14 protein-coding genes are annotated in these 23,366 nt (G+C 53.5%); 9 read left to right on the forward strand and 5 right to left on the reverse strand.

Going from position 1 to position 23,366, the window contains the following annotated elements:
- Positions 1-130: 130 nt before the first annotated feature.
- The 5 genes from F0P93_RS25990 to F0P93_RS26010 all read right to left on the reverse strand — a co-directional run bounded on the left by F0P93_RS25990 (position 131) and on the right by F0P93_RS26010 (position 8,978).
- Positions 131-1,213 (reverse strand): IPT/TIG domain-containing protein, encoded by a 1,083-nt coding sequence (locus F0P93_RS25990; RefSeq protein ID WP_150880649.1) that lies wholly within the window; start codon positions 1,211-1,213, stop codon positions 131-133.
- A 95-nt stretch (positions 1,214-1,308) separates the two neighbouring features.
- Entirely contained in the window at positions 1,309-2,877 is a 1,569-nt protein-coding gene (locus F0P93_RS25995; RefSeq protein WP_150880650.1) for a RagB/SusD family nutrient uptake outer membrane protein, read from the reverse strand.
- Positions 2,878-3,002: 125 nt separating this feature from the next.
- The gene (locus tag F0P93_RS26000) at positions 3,003-6,221 is read right to left on the reverse strand and encodes a SusC/RagA family TonB-linked outer membrane protein (RefSeq protein WP_150880651.1); all 3,219 of its coding nucleotides are present in this window, start codon (positions 6,219-6,221) and stop codon (positions 3,003-3,005) included.
- A gap of 262 nt (positions 6,222-6,483) precedes the next feature.
- Positions 6,484-8,259 (reverse strand): ATP-binding protein, encoded by a 1,776-nt coding sequence (locus tag F0P93_RS26005; RefSeq protein WP_150880652.1) that lies wholly within the window; start codon positions 8,257-8,259, stop codon positions 6,484-6,486.
- A 71-nt stretch (positions 8,260-8,330) separates the two neighbouring features.
- A complete protein-coding gene (locus F0P93_RS26010) occupies positions 8,331-8,978 on the reverse strand; it encodes a response regulator transcription factor (protein ID WP_114410117.1) in 648 nt (215 codons plus the stop codon).
- 410 nt (positions 8,979-9,388) lie between these two features.
- Here F0P93_RS26010 and F0P93_RS31595 point away from each other — a divergent pair, with 410 nt between their 5' ends.
- The 9 genes from F0P93_RS31595 to F0P93_RS26045 all read left to right on the forward strand — a co-directional run bounded on the left by F0P93_RS31595 (position 9,389) and on the right by F0P93_RS26045 (position 23,283).
- Positions 9,389-9,538 (forward strand): class I lanthipeptide, encoded by a 150-nt coding sequence (locus F0P93_RS31595; protein WP_165841074.1) that lies wholly within the window; start codon positions 9,389-9,391, stop codon positions 9,536-9,538.
- Between the two features lie 145 nt (positions 9,539-9,683).
- On the forward strand, positions 9,684-10,616 hold the full coding sequence (locus tag F0P93_RS26015) for an LLM class flavin-dependent oxidoreductase (RefSeq protein WP_150880653.1): 933 nt from the start codon (positions 9,684-9,686) through the stop codon (positions 10,614-10,616).
- A 152-nt stretch (positions 10,617-10,768) separates the two neighbouring features.
- A complete protein-coding gene (locus F0P93_RS31600; RefSeq protein ID WP_191908921.1) occupies positions 10,769-10,906 on the forward strand; it encodes a class I lanthipeptide in 138 nt (45 codons plus the stop codon).
- Between the two features lie 153 nt (positions 10,907-11,059).
- Complete coding sequence (locus F0P93_RS26020) at positions 11,060-14,302, forward strand: lantibiotic dehydratase (RefSeq protein ID WP_150880654.1); 3,243 nt, start codon at positions 11,060-11,062, stop codon at positions 14,300-14,302.
- A gap of 11 nt (positions 14,303-14,313) precedes the next feature.
- Positions 14,314-16,548: a peptidase domain-containing ABC transporter gene (locus tag F0P93_RS26025; RefSeq protein ID WP_191908922.1), complete on the forward strand. Its 2,235-nt coding sequence runs from the start codon at positions 14,314-14,316 to the stop codon at positions 16,546-16,548.
- A gap of 3 nt (positions 16,549-16,551) precedes the next feature.
- Entirely contained in the window at positions 16,552-17,823 is a 1,272-nt protein-coding gene (locus F0P93_RS26030; RefSeq protein ID WP_150880656.1) for an HlyD family secretion protein, read from the forward strand.
- Positions 17,824-17,832: 9 nt separating this feature from the next.
- Entirely contained in the window at positions 17,833-19,038 is a 1,206-nt protein-coding gene (locus tag F0P93_RS26035) for a lanthionine synthetase C family protein (protein WP_150880657.1), read from the forward strand.
- Positions 19,039-19,144: 106 nt separating this feature from the next.
- Positions 19,145-22,567, forward strand: a complete 3,423-nt coding sequence (locus F0P93_RS26040; RefSeq protein WP_150880658.1) for a DUF7133 domain-containing protein — start codon at positions 19,145-19,147, stop codon at positions 22,565-22,567.
- Positions 22,568-22,605: 38 nt separating this feature from the next.
- Positions 22,606-23,283, forward strand: a complete 678-nt coding sequence (locus F0P93_RS26045; RefSeq protein WP_225309648.1) for a pentapeptide repeat-containing protein — start codon at positions 22,606-22,608, stop codon at positions 23,281-23,283.
- Positions 23,284-23,366 lie beyond the last annotated feature (83 nt).

A 23,366-nucleotide genomic window follows, 5' to 3' on the forward strand; every position in this document is an offset into this window, starting at 1 on the left:
CTAGTAATTCGGCAGTTATTAAAGTTAAATCAATTAGTGGATTTGGACCCAGATAAACCGGGTGCAAAAGTCCGGCAGCGGCCGACCGTTCTTTAGGACAATGGGGCAAAATAGCTCGCTAAAATAAACCTTATTTAATCAACATCAAATCATCGAAATAGAAGGTCTCATCCTGCTTGTCGGGTCCCTGAATCCGAAAACCGACCTGCGTCAGTTTCTTGCCCGCCGACCAGAAATCCACATCCGAGAGTTTGATTTTGAAATACGTCCAGACCCCGGCTTTTACGTCGATCTTGTTTTTGTCGTCAAAACCGCCAAAACCGGCTTTGCTGGCGTCGGTGGTCAGGTAAAGCGAATAGTCGGCGGAAGCGCCTTTGATCCAGCCCGAGACGTAGGTATAATCGGCGGAATACGAAATGGCCGAAGCCGACCAGTTGGCAAACGCGATCAGGTGCCAGTTGCCTTTCTGGAAGTTCTTCCCGACCGACGCCGTTCCGGACCGAAACTCTTTGGTCGAAACCGCACCCGCATCACCCCAGGAACCATCCTGAAAACCAGCCCCGTACGCATCGCCGAAGATCATATACGACTTGTCGACGTTGACCAGTTCCTGGGTTGTTTTCAACAGGCCCGTTCCGTTGGTAATGTCCAGCGTGGCCCGGTTCACCGTCGTTGCTGGCATTTTGATCACCAGCTTCTTCTTCTCCTTCGAAACGATGGTAGCGGCATCCGATGTACCGGTTAACTTAACCGAGGTAACATCATCCAGGTTGTTGCCCGTAATCGTAATTTCCGAGCCCCTGGTAAAGTTATAATTAGAAACCTCCGAAACCGTCGGATAGGCCAGCACCCGGAAGGGCACCGAAACCGTCCGGCCTTCGCTGTTCGTAAAAATGACGTTTTGCACACCACCCACAACCTCGTCCGGCACCCGGAAAATGAGCGCCTTGTCGGTGTTTAAGGTCGGTTGAAAACCGGCGGGAACGTTCTGTTTTTCGAACACAATGCTGCGCATATCGCCCAGCCCGGAGCCGGTCAGCGTAACGACCGTTCCACCAGCCGCCGAGTCGGGAGCCAGTTTGGTAGCAACGGGATTTCCCGCCGTATACTGCGGCCGACCGTCGGTATCTTCTTCGCAGGCAGTCATCGTCAGGCCCGTCATCAGGGTCACGAACGACAAGCCCGCCAGGTGTTTAAATCGATTGAATGTCATTGGAAATGGTTACGTTTAGAAGATAGATGATAGAAGTGAGACAAGAGACTATTGACTTCCCTTTCCTCTCTTGTCTCACTTCTCACTTCTCTTGTCTAGTTATAATAAGGTACCGGATCTTTGCCCAACTCGGGGTCCTGAACGATTTCGCCGGCTGGAATCGGCAGGTACATTTTGTCTTCGGTGAAGGTGGTGATGTAACTCGCACCGGTTACCGTTCCGCGGTTCTGCTTTTCGATCATCGCTTTCGCTTTGGCAAACCCCTGACGCTGAATGTCGTACCAGTAGTCGCCCTCGAAGGCAAACTCAACCCGGCGTTCGTGCAGGATCTGGTCCAGCGTCAGCGACGTCCGGGGCGACAAACCCGCCCGCGTTCGAACAGCATTCACGGCCTGCAACGCCTTGGCATCGGAGGTGGAAGCCGCTCCGGCCAGCGTGGCTTCGGCGTAAATCAGCAGAATGTCGGCGTAGCGCAACAACACCACATTGTTGCCCGAATTCTGACCCAAAACCGACTCCCCACCGAAACTTTTGCCGGGACCGGCAAAGTATTTGACGATGTTGGAACGGGTCGGGCTCAGACTTCCGCCGTCTGCCGTGGGCTGGATTGTATCGTATTTGAACCCAGTGGCCATGAACTCGTTGTATTTCGGGGCGTTGACGCGCTGCGGTTTCCAGTTCGGATTGGTCCAGCCGTGTTCCATCACCGACCATTTCCGGCGCAGATCTCCAAACTCATATTCTTTCAGCAAATCCAGTGACGGAATGTACATCTCCCAGGCATCGGCTTCGGCCGTCCGCAGAGCGCTGGCGCCACGATCCGGATTTTTGATGTTTCCCGTTCCCCAGGGGTCCTGCGCCAGTTGGTGCTGAATCGAAAATAACGCTTCCGGGTTGTTGTTCATGCTCATTTTGGTGAACATACCTGTGTAATCGCCCACCAGACTGTATTTCCCGGAATTGATCACCTCCTCAGCCTTCGCTTTGGCGTTCGCGTAGTCTTTGTTGTACAGATACAACTTGGCCATCATACCTTTGGCGACATTTTTTGTCAGGCGACCGGGCACGTCGGATTCGGGCAAACCAGCTTCGGCCTGTTGCAGTTCTTCCAGCGCAAACCGCAGCACGTCTTTTTGCAAATACCGGGGAATATTGAAATTACCCGACAAAGCCGTGGCACCCGGATCGGTAATGATCGGGGCGGCACCCCAGGTCCGGGCGATGTAGAAATACAGCGTTCCACGAATAAAATGGCATTCGGCAATCGCCGGATCGAGGTAGGAAGCACCACCCCCGGCGGCTTTTTTCTCCTCGAACGTCTTGATCATCACGTTGGAATACCCGATGATTTTGTAAAACGCACCCCAGGCGGCACCAATCCGCTCGGAGGCTGAGGAAACCGTAAAGTTCAGGTACTCGACGTCGGTGTAGGTAAACATATTGCCGGACATCACATCGCCGATGGCATCCTGCGCCCGGCTTTCGTAATTCCGCCAGGGCAAACCGCTGTAGAGCGTGCTGGTTGCAGCCCGAACCTCTTCCGCGTTATTGTAATAATTTCCGGTGGTCGTCCCCGAGAGCGAAGGCCGCTCGATAAAGTCTTCCTTGCAGGAAGCCAGCAGCATCGCCGAAATGGCCAGGGCGTATATGGATTTTCGTTTCATGACTTTTCCTATTGAGTGATTGGGCGATTGAGTGGTTGAGTGAAGGAGCTCATGAAGATAATTTACCAGGAGCAAGTCCTGTTTTGTATCGCTCAATCGCTCAATTACTCATTCACTCAATCATTTTAAAATTGTACATTCGCACCGATGGTAAACGTCCGGGGGTTCGGGTAGTGACCCATGTCTACGTTCATCAGCTTGATGCTGTTGTTGAACGAGCCGATTTCGGGGTCGTAACCGGAGTAATTCGTGAACGTTTTGAGGTTCTGAATCGACCCGTAAATCCGCAGGTTCGTCATTTTCACCTTGCTCAACAGCGTTCTCGGAAGCCGGTAGCCCAGTGTGATGTTCTGAATCCGCCAGTACGATGCATCCTCCACGTAGCGATCCGACATAGCCGTGTTGTTCTTGTTGGTGGTCGTAAACCGGGGCAGTGCGCCGTCCGTGTTGGTTTCGGTATACCGATCCGTTACGGTTCGCATCTGGTTCGACCAGGCATTGTTCAGCCCTTCCAATTGCCAGCGGAGGAAGTTGAAAGCTTTGGCGCCCTGGCTCCCCTGAAGGAACAGCGAGAAGTCGAAATCCCCGTAGTTGAGTGAGTTGGTCAAACCCCAGGTGAATTTCGGGAGCGGACTGCCGATAAAGGTGTAATCCTGCGCGTCGATTTTGCCATCGCCGTTGATGTCCTTGTAGCGAATGTCGCCCAGCCAGGTTTCGTTCTGGTTCACCTTGTAGCCAAACTGCGGCAAGCTCTTGTCCAGATCTTCCTGCGTGCGGAACAACCCGTCTGTCACCAGCCCCCAGAACGAACCCACCGGATTGCCGGGCGTCGTGTGCGTAATCAGGTAGTTGTTGTAATACACTTTCCCATCCAGCGCCGAAGCCGCACTGGCCGCCCGGTCGTAGGTATTTTTGAATTGCGTGAACACCAGGTTGGTTTTCCAGGTAAAGTCGCCTTTCTTGATGTTCGTGGTCGTAATTCCGATGTCGATCCCGGTGTTCGTCATCTGTCCCGCATTGCCCAAGGGCGCTTTCAGGTCGTCCCACTGGTCGCCCACGCCAATCAGGTTGGGGCCGGTCAGGAAGATGATCATGTCGGACGTCACTTTTTTGTAGACGTCGATGGTCGCATCGATCCGGCCGTTCAGGAAACCGAGGTCAACCCCAACGTTGGTGGTTTTGACGGATTCCCACTTGAGGTTCGGATTCGGAATCCCGTTGATCATGTTCGAGGAACCGAAGCCCACCGGACCGGAGAAGAACTGCACCGCTCCCACATACGCCGGATTGGGCGCACCGCTCGGGAAGTTCTGGTTCCCGACGGTTCCGTAACCAGCGCGCACTTTCATGAAATTCAGCACGTTAGCCACATTGCCTTTCATAAATTTTTCGTTCGAAACCGTCCAGCCAGCCGACACGCCCGGGAAATTCCCCCAGCGGTTATTCGGACCAAAGTTGGACGAACCGTCGGCGCGGAAACTGGCCGAAAGCGAGTAGCGGTCGTCGTAGGTGTAATTAGCCCGGGCAAACCAGGATTCCATCGCCCAGTGGCCTTTGCCACCGCTCAGGCCCCAGGTCGTCTGGTCGGCACTGCCGGTGTTGAGGTCAAAAATGTTGGCCTGCAAATCCACTTTCGTGCCCGACATCGACTGGTAATACGACGATTGCGCCTGATGCCCCACTGTAGCCTGAATACCGTGCTTGCCGATGTACTTGTTGTAATTCAGGTAGTTGGTGATCGAATAGTAGTAGCTATCCGAGCGCGAGTCGATCAGTTTGCTCCGAAACGATGTGCCGCCCACATTCCCGGCTTTCTGGAAAGCAACGTTGTTGTCCTGGCCCAGTGAATACGATAGCTCGTTCCGTAAGGTCAGGTCTTTCATCAGTTGCAGTTCGGCATACAGACTCCCGAACACGTTGTTCGAGGTCTTGGTATTGCCCCGGTACTGGCTGTTTCCGACCAGATTGGAGTTGCTGTACTGCACCCCGCCGACGGTTTGACCACCGCCCCACGAACCGTCGAGGTTTTTTACGGGAACCAGCGGACTGGTGACGGCTCCCCACCAGATCGTCCCTTCAGCCGCATCGGCCAGTGATACATTCTGAATGCTGCGGGACACGTTGGCGCTCAGGCCCACTTTGGCCCAGCTTTTCAACTGCGTGTCGAGGCTAAACCGGCTCGAATACCGTTTAAAATCCGAACCCAGCAGAATCCCCTTGTTGTCGAAATAGTTGAGTGACAGATAGTACGTCGTTTTCTCGCGTCCACCCGAAAAGCTCAACTGCTGGTTGTTGATTGTTCCGCGCTGAAACATGGCATCCTGCCAGTCGGTGCCTCTTCCCAGCAAATCCGGGTTTCTGAACTCGTCCGAAACCGGGTTTCCGATGATCGGCAGCACTTCATTCTGGTAGCGGGCAAAATCCCGCAAATCCATCAGGTCCAGCCGCCGGGCCACTTCTGAAACGCCGGTGTACATCTCGTAATTGATCTTGCCTTCACCCGACTTGCCTTTTTTAGTCGTCACCAGAATCACGCCGTTGGCGGCCTGAGAACCGTAAATGGCCTGCGCCGACGCATCTTTCAGGACGTCGATGCTTTCGATGTCGTTGGGATTCAGCATCGCCATGACGCTGTTCCCGGTTTGTCCATCGCCCCCGCCCAAACCAGCGTAGCCCGTGCTGTTCGACGTGTTCCCCCCAACAAACGGTACGCCGTCGATCACGAACAAGGGGTCGTTGCTGTTGATGGAGGTTACTCCGCGCACTTTCACCGAAACACCACCGCCCGGTTGGCCGCCGTTGCTGGTTACCGTTACCCCGGCCGCTTTGCCTTGTAGTAACTGGTCGATGCCGGCCGCCGGAATGTCTTTCAGCTCGGTGGCTTTGATGGTCGTAATGGACGAGGTAACGTCGGAGCGTTTGGCCGTTCCGTAGCCGATCACCACCACTTCATCCAGCGACTGGTCGTTGGCGAGCAGCGTAATGGTCAGGTTGGTCCGGTTGCCAATCGCGACTTCCTGCGTTTTCATCCCGATGAACGAGATCACGAGCACGTTGGCTCCCGCCGGGGTGTTGATCGTAAACCGCCCTTCGGCGTCCGTCGTGGTGCCCTGCGTAGTGCCTTTAACAGACACAGTTGCACCAGGAAGCGTGTTGCCTTTGTCGTCGGAAACCACCCCTTTGATGAGGGCGTTGACATCGGATTTTCCGACGGTTGCATTCTTCAGTGATGCCATCACCACCCGGTTTTTCGCCGGTTCGGCAACGGTATTGGTTCGGACCTGCGCGTGAACTGATGTCCAGTAGCCCAAGACCAAAACCCCCGAAAGCACATGTTTTATCATAGTAAGTAAAATAAAGGGACAAAAAAGCAGCACCTCTCCAAAAAGCTGAGCTTGAGAGTAGGGAGTATTCAATCGGATAAAAGTGAAAATTCAGACCCTTGGCAGATCAGGTGCCCGGTCAGTCAAGTGGAGTTAGTTCGGCATGGCCTGCAAAATAAAAAGTATGGGTTTAGGTATATTTGTCAGACTTACCCCCAACCCCCTGAAGGGGGCTAAAAAAATCCGGTTTTTCAAAGCCCCCTTCAGGGGGTTGGGGGTATAATTATAAAACCGCCAGTGTGTTCCTCACCAGTTTCTGCATCGGCAGCGAAATCATGACCGAGGTGCCTTTTCCGGGTTCGCTCTGCCACATCACCTGACCGCCGAGGTAGGCAATCCGGGATTTGATATTTGCAATGCCATTGCCTTTCGACGGGTTGTTTTCAAAATCGCCACCCCGTCCGTCATCGTCCACACTGATGAGCACCGCTTCGTCATTGGTCATAATCTGTACGGTAATCGTCTCGGCTTCAGCATGTTTCAAGGCATTGTTCAGCAATTCCTGCACAACCCGGTAAATCATCACCGAAGCTTCGTCGCCCAGATCGGGTACTTCGCCGTAATGTTCCAGCGTCAGAGCGGTTTCATTGACCAGATTTAACTTCTGCACCAGGTCTTCGAGGGCTGGAATCAGTCCAAAATTCGAGAGTGCATAGGGTCTCAAATCGCTGGAAATCAGCCGGGTTTCCGTACAGGCTTCGTCCAGAAACTGGTTCAACGGTTCCTTCACCGACAGGGGCAACAGTTCCTGATGAGCCTCCACAAACAGTTTGATTCGCGAGAGCTGAATGCCCAGACCGTCGTGCAAATCCCGGGCAATCCGGCTCCGTTCGCCCTCCTGCCCCTCGATCATGGCCTGCAACGACTTCAGTTCCAGATCCCGAATCTGTTGCTGCGCAATAACCGTCTGCTGGTGCGAAATCAGTTTCTGCTGACGTCGCAGAAACACCAACGCCCCAACCCCCAACACACTGATGACCAATCCACCCGCCAACATAGAATTCAGAATATGCTGGTGTCGGCTTTGCTCCTCAACCAATTGCTTTTCAACCGCCAGCGTCTTCACCTGACTGTCCAGTTCCTGCAACCGGATGCTTTTGGTCTGCTCGGAATAGTAAAACTGGTTCGTAAAATCCAGCGTCCTCAACGACGACCGATAGGCGTTTTTGAAGTCGCCTTGGTGCGAATAACTGTCGGCGGCATGCCGGGACAATTCCCGCAGCATGGATACGTTTTTCTCCGACTCGGCCAGCTTGTAACTTTTCTCATAGGCGGCAATGGCCGCTTCCGGGCGGTTTTTGAATTGCTCGACCAGCCCCAGATAAAAGTAGTTCAGGGCAATCATCCAGTTGGTCTTCAACTGCCGGGCCATATTCAGACTGCGGATGGCGAAGTACTGTGCCGAATCCGGTTGTTTATTCCGTAAATAGCTGTTGGCCAGCAGATTCATAGCAAAAGCCTGTGAGTACGCCTGCTTATAGTGGGCACTCATCCGCTCGGTTTCCCGCAATTCGGTGATCAACTTCTTCGGAATCAACTCGTTTTTCTGCGCCAGATTCGCAAACGCCAGGCGGCATTCGATGATCTTCGGGTGGTTATGTTTTCGCTTGAAATACTGCAGCGCTTTTCCCAGATACTGCTCCGCGTAGGGCTGCATAAACAGATCCTGCGAATAGTAATCGCCAATGGCAATGTGGACGTTGTAATACCCCAGCGAATCGCCTTGCAGGTGGTAGTATTTCATCCCGTTGAAATTGGCATCGAGCGTATACTTGTTGTAACCGTATTGCTGGTGATAAAGCCATCCCAACTCTTCATAGGATTTGGCAGCTTTCCCATACTGCTTTTCCTGCACCCATTGCTGGATCTGGTTTTTCAGGCTGACAATGGCCGAAGAATCCGATTGTGCCAGCACGTTTTGTCCCATGCCCAGAAGCAACAGGAGCAACACCGCACCCAGGCACTTTTGTCGGACTAGCTCGCGCACCCGTTCTGCCATTTTGAGAGTCGTTAAATGCTATACAACTAATGAATCGCTTCCTTTATTGTCGATCAATCCTGAACCGTCTGTCAATCAATACACTGCATTTCCATGGCGGTTTTGATCAGCAGCGCAGTATTGGGAACGCTGAATTTCATGAGCAAACTGCTGCGGTGAAATTCGATGGCTTTGACACTCACGAACAGTTGCGTGGCCATTTGCTGCGTCGTTAATCCCTGTGAAATGAGCGTCAGCACTTCCGATTCGCGGGGCGTCAGGTTGGGTTTCAGGCCCGTTCCGCTGCCCGATTTCCGGTTTCGGGGCTCGTCATGCAGCAGAATATTCGTAATGATTTCGTTGAAATACGGTTTTTCGCGGTGGACCGTCCGAATCGCCTGCAACAGCTCCACCTTGGTCGTGTTTTTCAGTAAATACCCTTTTGCCCCTTTTTTCACCACCCGTTTGATCAGGCTGGCGTCGTCGTGCATCGTCAGGGCGATCACTTTGGTAGCCGGAAACGTACGCGTAATGTGTTCACAAAGCGCCAGCCCATCTTCCACCTGCGGAAAGGAAATATCCAGCAAAACGACGTCGATCGGCGCATGGCCCAGGTGTTCAATAACCGATGACACATCAAAGCAGCGCGCCGTCACTTCAATTTCCGAAGACCCCGAAATCAGCGACTCAATCCCCTCAACAAACACATTGTGGTCATCGGCAATCAACACTCGTATCATCAATTCGTATGCGTTAACTCGGATGGGCACTCGACGTCTCCGTTGGGGAGAAAACCGGTTTTCAGTTTAACAACGGAACCACCTTTTTAATTTAACCCTTTACTGTTTCGATTGTACGAAACGGATAAATTGAATATTGTTTAGCAAAAATAGGACAAAGGAGGTAGGTTATAAAATAGGGGAAACCCCCGTTTTTAGAAAATTAGGGAAAACCCTAGTAAATCACTTTGAACCCGCTTTCAAATTACGGCCTAATTTCAGCCTGTTATCAATAAATCGCAACTAGTTACAAGTTACGGTTTCACTATCCTTTCAAAACCCGCCAAGTTTGTATCGGCCAAACCAAAAAGCCGCCGGGGACGCTGAAAACCGAACAGAGTAGGCACACCATCACACCATATTTTACCATCATGAAAAAGCAAATTGCCAAATTGACACTGAAAACCGATCAGATCATTGCCTTATCCAAAACGCAGGCTTCTAACGTCATGGGCGGCCGGCCGAAAGACAAAACGATTGGCGGATGCACCACGGCGGGGTATTGCCCAACGGAACTGTAATCCGTCCGCACACGCTTCCAGGAAGCAAAAATACTACCTACCAATCTCCGGACTCAGCGGCCTTTCTAACCCAGGGCTGTTGAGTCTTCTTTTCTTTGATAAACCCGGCCTGCGGCATTCGCTTGTCTTTCAACTCCTTGTTATTATGAAATTGGGTCTTCTTGAATTCGGAACCGGATGCGTCAGTCCGATGGATATGGTTGAAAATGTACTGGACTATGCGCAGCAGGCCGAGGAACTGGGCTATACCCGGTTTTGGCTAGGCGAGCATTACGGCACCCCGACGGCCTACCACAACCCCGAAGTGCTGCTGCCCATCATCGCCGGGATGACGGATCGCATCAAAGTCGGCGTGGCGGGGCTGCTGATGGCGTTCCACAATCCGTACCGGGTGGCGGCTTCGTTCAAGGTCCTCAACAACCTGTTTCCCAACCGCATCGATCTGGGTGTGGCTGGCGGAGGGGTTCCACCGGAAATCGGAATGCTTCTGGCTCCGGATCTCGATTTGTCCAGTTCTGCCCCTAAAGTGGAACGGTTTGCCGACAACTGCCGGGCCTTGTACGACTATCTCTTTGCGGACGAAAACGCCAGCCTGATTGCGCCCGTCGGCGGGTATTTGCCCACCTACTGGTCGCTGAGCGCGGGCCTGAAAAACCCGGCGGTTCTGGCCAGTCGGCCGACGGCGCTCTGCAAGTCCCTGTTTCATACCGAAATTACGGATCACAAACGGGATGCGGAGAAAATTCAGGAATACCGGGCGGTTTTTTACGAAAAACACGGCCGGGAGCCGGAAATCAATCTCGCCGTGGCCGGTGTCTGCGCCGAAACGGGAGCGAAAGCCCGCCAGATCCGGGAAGCCCTGGAACGCCCGGTCAGCATTCATAATGAATTAATTGGCTCACCGGCTTACATCCTGGATGAAGTGGCAAGGTTGCAGGAAATCTACGGCGTGGCGGAATTCATTTTCCTGAACATGGCGGAAGAAACCGATCATAAAAAGGACGGAATCGAAAGGCTGGCCCAAGCCCTGCCGCAGTATACAGACGCTGCCAGCAACGTTTTTGCCATTTCCTACTAGTTATCAATAAATCCCGACCAGTTACAAGTTCCGATTTCACAATCGTTTCAAAACCCGCCAAGTTTGTATCGGCTAAACAGAAAAGCCGCCGGGGACGCTGAAAACCGCAACAGAGTAAGCACATCAATCACACCAGTTCAAAACAACAAATCATGAAAAAGCAAGTTTCAAAAATCACGTTGAAAACCGACAAAATCATCGCTCTGTCGAAAAACCAGGCCCAGAATGTCATCGGTGGTCGCTCTCACCAAACCGCTTCGGCTTGTACCAGCAAAATTTGCGAACCGTAAGCAAAACCGGCTTGCGATACGCCTGATCGGAAAATAGATCCGATTCTTCTTTTACCAGTTGAATCGCGAAGCGGAACGAAGGGGTGTAAAAGCTCCTTCGTTCTTCCCGTATTACCAGTGCCACACCATACACACACGCTACACTTTCTGGTCATGAAGACGACTGCTTTCGAAACCGCTTTTGTTCGGGTTCCCCTTGCCGGTTTTGCCGCGATCGACAATCCGGACTGGACCCAGCTTAGCCAGCAACTTCAACATCCGGCTTTCCTTGAAGCCCTCTACATTGCCTCACCCGCTTTGTACGAAGAAGCGATCCAGTTCGATTTCAGCCGTCAGCCCGACGAAAAATCCCGGCGGGTACTGTATTCATTGATCAAATATTTGTCCCGCTACGCCACCCGCTGCACGCCTTTCGGTTTGTTCGGCGGTTTTGCCACCGCGCCCATCGAAACCATCAACTCGAATATCCGTATAGCGGATACCGTTAGCCTGAAACGGGTCGTTCGGCTCGACATGAATTACCTCTGCGCGCTGGCGCAGGATCTGGAAAAACACCCCGATGTAAAGCCGTATCTCCGTTTTTTTCCGAATTCGAGCCTGTACGAAATCAATGACCAATACCGCTACGTCACGTATCGGTATGACAAGGGCCAACGGGTTCACCACCTGAGCAGCGCCGAAAAAAGCCCGTATCTCGATGCGGTTCTGGAGCATAGCCAACCGGGCGTTTGGGCCGAAAGCCTGTATACGGCTTTAATCAGCGACGAAATCAGTGAAGACGATGCCCGGGATTTCGTTGAATCGGTGATCGATGCCCAGTTGCTGGTGAGCGAACTGGAGCCGTCGCTGACGGGCGAAAATTTTTTAGTCCAAATTCTGACCATTCTGCAAACGATTGGCAGCCAGCATCCTTCTGATGAAATCGCCCGGATTGTGGCGTTGTTGCAGGAGGTTACCGTTGATCTGAAAACCCTGGAAAGTGGGGAGCACGAGACTTCAATCGAACTACTAAGCCAGGTAGAGCACAAACTGAGCCACCTGTCTACCCCGTTCGACCGCAAAGTTCTCTTCCAGATCGACACCTATTTACCCACGCTCTCCGGCCAGTTGAACCGGGGACTTCTCAATAAATTAGTCGCCAAAATTCCAACGCTCCTCAAACTGACTACCACCAGTGAGGGAGCGTTGGATGACTTCAGAAACCGCTTTACCGAAAAATACGAAGACGAAGAAATCCCGCTGGTCGTCGCGCTCGACCCCGAAATTGGAATTGGTTTCCCGGCCGATCAGGAGTCCTTCGACGATTCCCCGCTGGTGGACGGCGTGGCGGCTGGCTCACGGGCCAAAGCCAAAAAGACCTGGACGGTGGCTCCCGAACAGGCGTTTTTGTTCCAGAAAGTAGCGGAAGCCCAACTTCACCGCACCGCCCGGATTGCCATTACGGAAGAGGATCTGTTGGCCATTGAACCCGCCCGGCCCAACCTGCCGCCCACGAATGCCGCCATGTTTTCAGTCATTCGCGAGAACGGGCGGGAAACGCTGGTGCTCGATAGTTTTGGCGGAACCACCGGCACGTCATTGCTGGGCCGTTTTGGTCATACCGATCCCTCCATTTTGAACCTGATTCAGCAGATCAGCGACGCCGAGGATGCGATCCGGCCCGATGTGATTTTTGCCGACATTATTCACCTGCCCGAAGCCCGAACCGGCAACATTATTATCCGACCGCAACTGAAAAACTACCAGATTCCGTACTTGGGCAAGGCGTCGGTTGACAGCGAACACCAGATTCCGGTGACGGATTTGGTGATTCGGGTGGTGGGAAACCGCGTGGTGTTGCGGTCGAAGTTGCTCAACAAAACCATCGTTCCCCAGCTTTCCAACGCCCATCATTACGCCCAGACCAATTCGCTGGATGTCTATCATTTCCTGTGCGCCCTGCAAAATCAGGCCATTCGGCCGTGGTTGGGTTTGTCGCTGGGGCCGGTCAATTCGGTGTTTGTCTACGTTCCCCGCATAGTTCTCGACAACATCGTTCTGTCGGAAGCCCGCTGGAATTGCCGCGCGCAGCAGGTCAAACCACTGGTGACGGCGTTCAAAAAGGCAGACTGGCCGGGTCTGAAAACCGAGATTGACCGCTGGCGCGACCAGTACGGCATTCCCCGGCACATTTGCCTGCTGGACTACGACAACGAATTGTACGTGGATCTGGAAAATCGGTGGCTGGCCGAAACGTTCGTTAACGAGATCAAATCGCAGGACCAGTTTCAAATCAAGGAGTTTCTGTTCCGGGCCGACAATGCCATTACACAGTCGCCAGCGGGCTGGCACACGAATCAGTTTGTGGTGGCTTTTAAAAACGAGCCGGATTTGCCAGCCTTTACCCCTAAATCCCCTAAAGGGGACTTTGCAAATCTGGATTTTGCCGCGTCCAAGTCCCCTTTAGGGGATTTAGGGGCAATGCCAGGGTCGCGCACGACTTTAGGGGCAACAGTAAACCGCAAATTCTTCGCCGGTTCCGAATGGCTCTATTACAAGATTTACACCGGGATCAAAACCGCCGATGCGATCCTGACGACGGTGTTGCATCCGCTGGCCGAACGGTTTGCCGAGCGCGGCTGGACCGACCGGTTTTTCTTTATCCGCTACGGTGATCCGCACTTCCACATCCGGTTCCGCTGCCACGTCATCGACCCGGCTTTTCTGGGGACGATCATTCAGGAATTGCACGATGCGCTGGCCCCTTTTCTGGCCTCCAACGTGATCACCGCCATTAAGAACGACACCTACAACCGCGAACTGGAACGCTACGGACGTAATTCCATCGACGCCGTGGAGAACTATTTTCACCGGGACAGTCAAACGATTCTGCACTTCCTGAGCCTGATCGAAGGGTCGGAAGGCGAAGAATGCCGGTGGCGGTTTGGCATGAAACTCATCGACACGCTGCTGGACGAGATCGGTTTTGACCTGAAACAGAAACTGGATTTTGCGGACGAAAAAGCCGCTCAATTCGGTCAGGAATTTGGCTACAACTCGGTATTGAAAAAGCAAATGGATACGCGGTACAAAGAAATTGAAACCGCCATCACAGAGCTGTGGGCTGAAACCAACGAGGATCACCAGTTTTTCTACGAACTGAACCAACAACATCGGGAAACATTACGGCCCTTTATCCAGACCATTCTTCAACTGAAAGAACAGAATCAACTGGAAATTCCCCTGACATCGTTGTTGGGCAGTCTGATTCACATGACCACCAACCGGTTGTTCCGCACCCGGCAGCGGTTTGTCGAATATTCGCTCTACTACCACCTCCACAAGTACTACCGGACTACGTATGGCCGCACGGTTCTGGCGAAGAAAAACGCTCTACTCGAAGCCGTAACGTTTTAGCCATGAAACCAATGAAAAACGTTTTGAGAACCATTCTGGGTGGAAAAATGAGCCCTTATGCGCTGGTAGACCGGTTTCCGCACCTCGATCAGAGCGCCGGGATGGATTGCGGCCCCACCTGTCTGGCGATGGTTTTCAAGCATTACGGCGCGCAGGACGTTCGGCACCAACTGACCAAACTGGCCGAAATCAACACCGAAGGAAGCAGTTTGTATGACCTGATGGAGATTTCGGAAAGCTTCGGTTTCAAGGCGGAAGGTTACGAACTGGATTATCCCTATTTACAGAAGATTCAACTGCCGTGCATCGCCCATTACGAGGGCCAGCATTTCGTGGTGGTGTACGAAGCCACGGATGCTTACGTGCGCGTGGCCGATCCGGCTTTTGGCAAGGCCCGGTACGAAAAAGACGAATTCTGCAATAAATTCAGCGGTATTGTTCTGGAGTTAAAACCGACCTCAACGTTTTTCGAAAACACGGAACTGGAGGAAGTTGCCAACGAACACAAGGCGAAAAAGGCGTCGGTTTTCCGGCAATTGTATTTCCCGATTCTGAAGGAAGGCAAGCGCGTGCTGGCCGAAATTTTCCTGTTTTCGCTGGTGCTCGAACTCGTCGGGCTGGTGTTGCCGCTGTTTACGCAAACGATGCTCGACAACGTGTTGATCAACCAGAACAAAAAGCTGCTGGTCGGGATTCTGGCGGGTTTGATGCTGGTTTTTGTCGTGCAGGTCGTGCTGACCTACGGGCGCAGTATGCTGATGATGCACTACCGGTTCCGCTTCGAAACCGAGTTCATGGGCAAGTTTTTCGAACGGCTGATTTCGCTGAAACAGAAGTATTACGACAGCCGCAAGCGCGAAGAATTCATGTCGCGGTTTCAGGAAGGCATCGGTATCCGGGCGCTGACCAATCCAATCATCATCCAGCAGTTTCTGGATGTGTTTTTCATGCTGATCTACTTCCCGATTCTCTTCGGTTTCAACACGCAACTGGCGACCATCGCGCTGGTGTGTTTCGTGGCCTATGGGTTGACGACGGTTTATTTTATCCCGATCATTAAAAACCTGCGGTCGAAAGTATACCACAAAAATCAGGCGTCACTGGGCGGTTTTCTGGATACGGTTCTGGGCATCAAAACCGTCAAACTGCTATCGCTCGAAAAATACAAACTCGTTCGCTGGAAACAGCTTCACCGCGAATCGATCAATTCGGTGATGGCCGACGAGGAAAAGCAGATTTTGATCAACTCCATGCAGCGGCTGATTTTCATTTTCAGCCAGATTGCGGTGTATTGGGTCGGTGCGTACCAGATTTTTACGGGTGAACTCACGATTGGTCAATACATGGCGTTTACGGCCATTTTCATGATTCTGATGAACTCGATCAACAGCGTCAGTATGCTCTGGATGATGGTGACGCAACTCAGTGTCAGCTTCGGAAAAGTCAACGAGATTTTTCTGGAAGACGAAGAATCCGCGAATGTTCAGGAGCAGGTTTCCCGGTTTTCAGGGAAGTCCATCCGCTTCAACAACGTTTCGTTTCGCTACCAGCAGAAAGACGCGAAGTACGTGTTGAAGAACCTGAACTGCGAAATCCGGCAGGGCGAACGCATCGGAATTGTCGGACGAAACGGCACCGGAAAATCCACCTTCGTCAAACTGCTGATGAACCTCTATCCCGACTACGAAGGCCAAATCTTTTGCGACGACACCGAACTGCGGAACATTCACCCGAAAACACTCCGGAAACACGTTCACCTGTTTCCGCAGGACACCTACGTTTTCAACGATACCATCAAGGAAAACATCCGCTGCGCCAACCTGTCGGCTTCGATGGAGCAAATCGCGGAAGCCGCCCAACTGGCGGATTTGCACCCGTTTGTCAAAGCGAATCATTTGGGCTATAACCACATGATCGGCAGCTTTGGCAGCAACCTGTCGGGCGGACAGGTTTTGAAGATCGGTTTTGCCCGGCTTTTCGTGGCCGACCAACCCGACATCATCATTCTCGACGAAGCCAGCAGCGCGCTGGATGTGGAAACGGAACGCCAGATTCTGGACAACATTTACGAGCGGTTTAAAGGCAAGACCATCATTTCCATTGCGCACCGGCTGCACACGCTCAAAAACGTGGACCGGATTCTGGTTTTCGACGGCGGCACCATCGCCGAACAAGGCAACCACAGCGAACTAATTGATAAACAAGGCATTTACTACGATTTCATCAAAACGTACATCGACTATTAAATCATGAACCCGTTGTTAGCTGATCTGGAAATCACCCAGTTCGAGAATTTATACCACGTCGATGATGCGCCCATTGCCGACGTTCGCCAGCGGATTTTGAGTCGTCTGGGCTGGTTTGCGGTTTTGTTGACGGTGGTCGGTGGCGCGATGGGTTTTGTCATTGAATTTCCGGACATGATTGCCGTGCCGTTCGTGGTCAAATCCGAAGTGGCCGAAGCAATGTACCGGTTTCCTTCGACGATTTACGTGGAAAAAACCTTCGTCAAACCGGGTCAAACCGTGGCCGCCGGAGCGCCTTTGCTGGAAGTAAGTGCCCCGGATGTGGCCGCGCTGGTGGCCGATTTCTCCGCAGCCAACACGGCGGTCGGTCAATACGAAAAATACCGGACGGTTTCGGCCAGCAAAGAACAGCAGATCATTGAGTTGACAATGGCGCAGATTCGGGAAGACATCCGGCTGAAAGAAACGCAGATCGACGTTCAAAGGAACAAATGGGCGTCGGAACTGGTGAAGCTGAAGTTTGAGCAGGAAGACGCGCAGCGGATTTTCAAAATCAACCAGGATTTATACCGCACTGGCGACATCAGCAAAAACGACCTGAATGCTTACGAGGCCACTTGGTTGCGGGCGCAATCCGCCTACCAGTCGGGGACGCAGAATTTCGGGCAGGAAGAACGAACGTTGCGCCAGCAAATCGAGACCAAACGGCTGGAAATGGTAAGCCTGGAAAAGCAGCTAACCAAAAAAGATACCGACTTCCGGGGCGAGGGCGCGCAGCTCCGCAGCTCGCTGGATGCGATGCACAAACGCATTGAAGGGCGGTTTGGGAAGTATGAAATTACGGCCAACAACCATTTGATTCTGAAAGCCGAGCGAGCCGGTACGGTTTCGTTTGTCTTCGACGGCGAGAAGGAAGCCGCAGCCAGTTCGATTGTCCTCAAACTGATTTACAAGGAAGCGCCCCTGTACGCCTACACGCAGGTGAATTCGTCGCGCATCGGGCAGGTGCAAGTCGGGCAGCCGGTAATTCTGAAACTGGATGCCTTCCCGGTGTACGAATGGGGAACCGTGCGCGGCCGGGTGAGCCAGGTTTCGATTACGCCCGACGAGAAGGGCCTCTTCAACGTTCAGGTGCAACTCACCGATTATCAACGACTTGATAAGCGCATCCAAATTGGTATGCAGGGAAATTGCAACATCATTTTCGACGAACGAACGCTGTATGAGTACACGTTCCGAAACTTCAAAAAAGTAGCCACCGAACTCACGGAGTAATTACCAGCCATGAACGCACTGTTGACCGATACCCAAACCCGGATTGAAACGGAACTCCACCGACTATACGATACTGTGGCGGCCGAACCGGTGGCCGAAAACCCGTCGCTGTTATCGGGGCAGGTCGGCTACGCGATTTTTGAAGCGTATTACCAGCGTCAGTTCGGATTAACCGACAACAGTCGGGTCTGGGAACGACTCAGTGCGGGCATCGACGCCATTCAATCGGGGGCCGTCGATCACACCTTCGCGGGCGGCATTTCGGGCATTGCCTGGGGTTTTCTGCACCTTCACAACCACGGTTTTCTGGCCGACAGTCAGGATGATCCGCAGGAAATTGTGGCCGCGCTCGACGAACCGCTCTTTCTGCTTTCGATGGACGACCTGAGCAAAGGCCGTTTCGATTATTTACACGCCGGTTTAGGAGCTTGTCTGTATTTCCTGGAACGCCCTCGTACGCCCGAAATCGTCTATTATTTGACGGAAATCGTCGCCCAGCTGGATAGAATAGCCATCAAAAAAACCGACGGATCGATCACCTGGCACTTTCGAAATTTTAACAACCCCGCCGATGAGTCGGTTTCCTACAACCCGGGCTTGTCGCACGGCACGGCCAGCATCGTCGCTCTCCTGAGTCTGCTGTACCAGAATGGCTACGCCTGGCCGCAATGCGCCCGATTGGTTGAAGGCGGTTTGCAGTGGTTGTGGAGCGTCCGCAACACCGACCATCCGGCGGTATTTCCCAGACAACTTCTGGATGATCAAACCCGGGATGACTTCAGTCGGCTGGCGTGGTGTTACGGCGATCCGGGCATCGCGCACACGTTTCAACTGGCGGGTGAAATCGTTGGGAATATCCGCTGGAAACAGATCGCAGAACACACGATGCTGAAAGCCGCTATCCGTCGCAGCCGGAAAGAAACGCTGGTGTCCGACACGGGTTTTTGCCACGGCTCAAGTGGACTCGGCCACCTGTTTTCCAAATTTGCCAAATGGTACCCGAACCCGGTTTTCGACGAAACCGCCCGGTACTGGCTGGATGCCACCTTGAACCAGGCCCTGCCCTCCCCGGAAATCGACGGGGTGTCGTCCGTTACGCCCCTTCCCAATCGCGGAGAACGCTGTTTGCTGGAAGGTGACGCCAGCGTAGGGATGGTTTTGCTGTCACAACTCGGCGCGAATCCGGCCTGGGAGCGGTTTTTACTGATGCGGTGACTTCTATAGGGCTAAGCTGGTAACTGAAAAATAGAAAAACCGGCTACATCATTGATCTTATCCTTTATCTTCGTGGATGAAAACCAGATGAAGGGACAACTACTCAATGATTCAACCCAACCGCTTTCGAACACCGCTGCTCATTTCGGGGCTTTTCGCCGTCGCAGTCGTGTCCTGCATGAAAATGAGCCCAACCGGCTCGTCCAAAACCGCCAGCACACCGCTGGTCGTTCAGGAAGATCCGGCGACCGCCCGCACCCGGGCGAAAGAAATCCGGGACAACACCGCCATCAAGCTGGCCGATGGACTCAAAGTCGACCTCTGGGCGTCGGATTCGCTGGCGCCCGATCCGGTTTCCATGTCCATCGACGACCAGGGGCGGGTGTATCTGACCCGAACCAACCGGCAGAAAAACTCCGAGTTCGACATCCGGGGCCACCGCGACTGGATGACGCCGTCCATCGCCCTGCAATCCGTTGAGGAACGTCGGGCGTTTCTGCGCAGCACCTTCGCACCTGAGAAAAGCAAGGAAAACGAATGGCTGAAAGACCTCAACGGCGACGGCAGCCACGACTGGAAAGACCTTGCCGTTGAAAAAGACGAAGTCTGGCGGCTGGAAGACACCACCGGCGACGGAATTGCCGACAAAGCAACCCGGATTCTGAACGACTTCTTCGAAGAAGTTTCCGACGTAGCGGGTGGTTTGCTAATCCGGGCCGAAGACGCGTTTGTGGCCATTGCTCCGGATTTGTGGCGGCTGAAAGACACCAACGGCGACGGTATGCTGGATCAGAAAACATCGATCAGCCACGGCTACGGCGTTCACATCGGTTTCGGTGGCCACGGCATGTCGAATCCGATTGAAGGACCGGATGGCAAGATTTACTGGAACATCGGCGACATCGGTGCCAACATCACCACCGCCGAAGGCGTCAACCACAAACGCCCTAACGAGGGAATCATCGCCCGGTCTAACCCGGACGGCACTGATTTCGAAGTATTTGCGGGCGGTTTGCGCAACACCCACGAATTTGTATTTGACGACTACGGCAACCTGATCAGTTCCGACAACGACGGCGATCACCCCGGCGAAAGCGAACGACTGGTTCACGTTGTCGAAGGCTCGGATGCGGGCTGGCGGTCCAACTGGCAGTATGGCAAATACACCGATCCGAAGAACAACAGTTATAAGGTCTGGATGGACGAGAAACTGTATACGCCCCGCTGGGAAGGTCAGGCGGCTTACATCATTCCACCGATTCAGAACTTCCACAACGGCCCGACCGGCATGGTCTACAACCCCGGCACGGCCCTGGGTTCGGAATGGAAAAACAAATTTTTCCTGGTCGAATTCGTGGGGAATCCGGCCCGCTCGCCCATCTGGTCGTTTGGCCTGAAACCGAAAGGCGCATCGTTCGTGCTCGATGGCGAGAAGAATATTCTGAACGGGATTTTGCCCACCGGTATCCGGTTTGGCCCCGATGGGGCTTTGTACATCGCCGACTGGATCAACGGCTGGGACGCCAAAAATTACGGACGGGTCTGGAAACTGGATGTAACCGACGACAAAAACGACCTGAAAGCATTGCGGGCCGAAACGAAACGCCTGATGGTGTTGAACTACGGGACGCAAACGGACGACCTGCTGTTGTCGCTGCTGTCGAACCCGGACATGCGCATTCGCCAGAAATCGCAGTTTGAACTCGTCAAACGCGGGGCCAAAGGAGCGGTTGTGTTGCAGAAAGCCGTGTCACAAACCGGCAACCAACTGGCCCGGATTCACGGCATCTGGGGCTTGGGGCAACTGGAACGGCAGGACAAATCCTACACGGCTTCCCTCCTTCCCTTGCTGAAAGATGCGGATCTCGAAATCGTGGCCCAAACCGCCAAAGTCCTCGGCGACGCGGCTGCTTCGGAAGCCGGGCCGCTGCTGATTCCTTTGCTGACGAGCCAAAACCCGCGCGTAAAATTCTTTGGCGCTCAGGCATTGGGCCGCATCAAATACCAGCCCGCCATCGAACCGCTGCTGGACCTGATCAAGGCCAACAACGACGAGGATGTGTATCTGCGTCACGCTGCGGTTTTGGCCCTGTCGCGCATCGGGCAGGTTGAACCACTGGTGGCACTGGCCAACAATCCCAACAAATCCCTGCGCCTGGCTGCGGTTTTGGTTTTGCGCCGGTTGAGTAGCGAAAAAGTTGCGCTGTTTTTGCAGGACAAAGACGAATACATCGCGACGGAAGCGGCTCGCGCCATTAACGACGATTTGTCCATCGAAAAGGCATTACCGGCCCTGGCGGCTACGCTGAAAGATACCCGGTTTACGTCCGAACCGCTCCTGCGCCGGGCCATCAACGCGGCCCTGCGGGTGGGTACCGACGAGCAACTGAACACGCTGATTGCCTTTGCCAAACGCAAAGACGTGGACAAGGAACTGCGGGCCGAAGCCCTGGCGACCCTCGGAACCTGGGCCAAACCGTCCCCGCTGGACCGCGTCGACGGACGCTACCGGGGTGTTGTTGAACGAAATCCGGCGATGGTGAAAGCCAAAATTCAGGAGCAGGCCGATGTCTTTTTGCAGGAAACCGACCCCACGGTTTTGGTGGCAATTTCGCAGATGGTGAGCAATTTAGGCATAACCGACAAAGCCGCCAGCCTCGCCAAAATTATGGACGAAAGCCAATCCGCCGAAGTTCGGTCGGCCATGCTGACGGCTTTGCATCAGTTGAAATACCCGGCGATTGAGACGGTGATCAGAAAGGGCATGAACGACGCCGATCCCGATGTTCGCACCACGGCCCTGGGTCTGGTCAGTGGTCTGAATCTGTCGACGGAAGCGTTGGCAGACGTTTCAAAAGCAATTTTTGAAAAGGGAACCGTGAAAGAACAACAGCAACTGCTGCGCGTTCTGGGGAGCATGCCCGCGGCAAAAACCGAACCGATTCTGGCTGGTGTCATCGATAAAATGATCAGCAAGCAACTACCGGCCAGCCTGGCGCTGGAACTCGGTGAAGCCGTGGATTCCACCAAATCAGCGGCTCTGATTGCCAAACTGGCTCCGCTTCGCGGAACCGGCACCGGCGTCGCAGAATACCAGGATGCGCTGTTTGGCGGAAATGCGCAGGCGGGTCGCCGGATTTTCAATACCAACTCCACGGCACAATGCGTTCGCTGTCACGCCATTGGTGGACAAGGCGGAGCCGTTGGGCCGTCGCTGACAGGCATCGGCGATGTGCTGACCCGGGAGCAGATTCTGCAAGCGCTCATTGAGCCGAGTGCGCGACTGGCACCCGGTTTTGGCATGGTTTCGCTAACGCTAAAGGATGGACAAACCGTCAGTGGTGTTCTCAACGCCGAAAACGCGCACGAGCTGGTTCTGAAAACGTCTGAAGCCGAACCCCTGAAAGTGCCGGTCGCCCGAATCGACAAACGCGAAAACCTCCCCTCCAGCATGCCGCCGATGGGCTACATTCTGTCCAAACGGGAAATCCGCGATGTGGTCGAGTTTCTGGCGACCCTGAAAAAATAACGGAGCGGTTCCACACCGCTTCCAGACCAGCTCCCCCGATGAAACCGCTTCGTCGGGGGACTTTTTTTAAGGTTGAGCCTCTTTTCTTCCGGTTGCATCCGTATTTTTACCCCCTGGCCGTTTGCTACGGCCCCGTTCATACAACCCGTTACATGGATATTTTCAACCACATTTTTGACCCGACTACGGGAGCCCCGGCCCAGTGGGCTTACCAGGATTTTGAGGAATGTACGTTCCAGAATCTTACGCTTTCCAAAGCCATCCTTTCACATGCGAACCTGGTCAACTGCCGGTTTGAAAACTGCACGCTGGATGCGGCCCTACTGAAAGATACCAGGCTCAATGAGGTTCAATTTCTGCAATGCAAACTGCTTGGCGTTAACTTTGAGCATTGTAACCCGTTTGCCTTCGCGGTTGGTTTTCAGGCCTGCAACCTCGATCAGACCTACTTTTTCAACCGAAACCTGAAAAAAACGAAGTTTGAAAGTTGCGGGCTGAAAGGGGCCAGTTTTATCAATTGCGAATTGAACGGGGCGGTTTTCAAAGACTGTAACCTGGAATCGGCGGTGTTTATCAACAACACCCTGACGCAGGCCGACTTTTCAACTTCCTACAACCTGGTTCTGGACCCGGAGCAGAACAAGCTGAAAAAGACCAGGTTTTCGCTCCACAGTCTGCCCGGTTTACTAACCAAATACGATCTGGTCATTACGTAGACAGCCGCAGCCGGGATTGTGCAGTCCTGCGGGCTTTCATCACGTAGTAAAATCTGGAAGCGGGCTGAAACCGTTTTTTTGCA

Origin of the sequence: Larkinella humicola, assembly GCF_008727875.1 — a bacterium.
Lineage (GTDB): Bacteria > Bacteroidota > Bacteroidia > Cytophagales > Spirosomataceae > Larkinella > Larkinella humicola.

Excerpts from the sequence above, each read along its gene's own strand:
- F0P93_RS25990 (WP_150880649.1), bottom strand. The coding sequence starts at position 1,213 with ATGACATTCAATCGATTTAAACACCTGGCGGGCTTGTCGTTCGTGACC.
- F0P93_RS25995 (WP_150880650.1), bottom strand. The coding sequence starts at position 2,877 with ATGAAACGAAAATCCATATACGCCCTGGCCATTTCGGCGATGCTGCTG.
- F0P93_RS26000 (WP_150880651.1), bottom strand. The coding sequence starts at position 6,221 with ATGATAAAACATGTGCTTTCGGGGGTTTTGGTCTTGGGCTACTGGACA.
- F0P93_RS26005 (WP_150880652.1), bottom strand. The coding sequence starts at position 8,259 with ATGGCAGAACGGGTGCGCGAGCTAGTCCGACAAAAGTGCCTGGGTGCG.
- F0P93_RS26010 (WP_114410117.1), bottom strand. The coding sequence starts at position 8,978 with ATGATACGAGTGTTGATTGCCGATGACCACAATGTGTTTGTTGAGGGG.
- F0P93_RS31595 (WP_165841074.1), top strand. The coding sequence starts at position 9,389 with ATGAAAAAGCAAATTGCCAAATTGACACTGAAAACCGATCAGATCATT.
- F0P93_RS26015 (WP_150880653.1), top strand. The coding sequence starts at position 9,684 with ATGAAATTGGGTCTTCTTGAATTCGGAACCGGATGCGTCAGTCCGATG.
- F0P93_RS31600 (WP_191908921.1), top strand. The coding sequence starts at position 10,769 with ATGAAAAAGCAAGTTTCAAAAATCACGTTGAAAACCGACAAAATCATC.
- F0P93_RS26020 (WP_150880654.1), top strand. The coding sequence starts at position 11,060 with ATGAAGACGACTGCTTTCGAAACCGCTTTTGTTCGGGTTCCCCTTGCC.
- F0P93_RS26025 (WP_191908922.1), top strand. The coding sequence starts at position 14,314 with ATGAAAAACGTTTTGAGAACCATTCTGGGTGGAAAAATGAGCCCTTAT.
- F0P93_RS26030 (WP_150880656.1), top strand. The coding sequence starts at position 16,552 with ATGAACCCGTTGTTAGCTGATCTGGAAATCACCCAGTTCGAGAATTTA.
- F0P93_RS26035 (WP_150880657.1), top strand. The coding sequence starts at position 17,833 with ATGAACGCACTGTTGACCGATACCCAAACCCGGATTGAAACGGAACTC.
- F0P93_RS26040 (WP_150880658.1), top strand. The coding sequence starts at position 19,145 with ATGATTCAACCCAACCGCTTTCGAACACCGCTGCTCATTTCGGGGCTT.
- F0P93_RS26045 (WP_225309648.1), top strand. The coding sequence starts at position 22,606 with ATGAAACCGCTTCGTCGGGGGACTTTTTTTAAGGTTGAGCCTCTTTTC.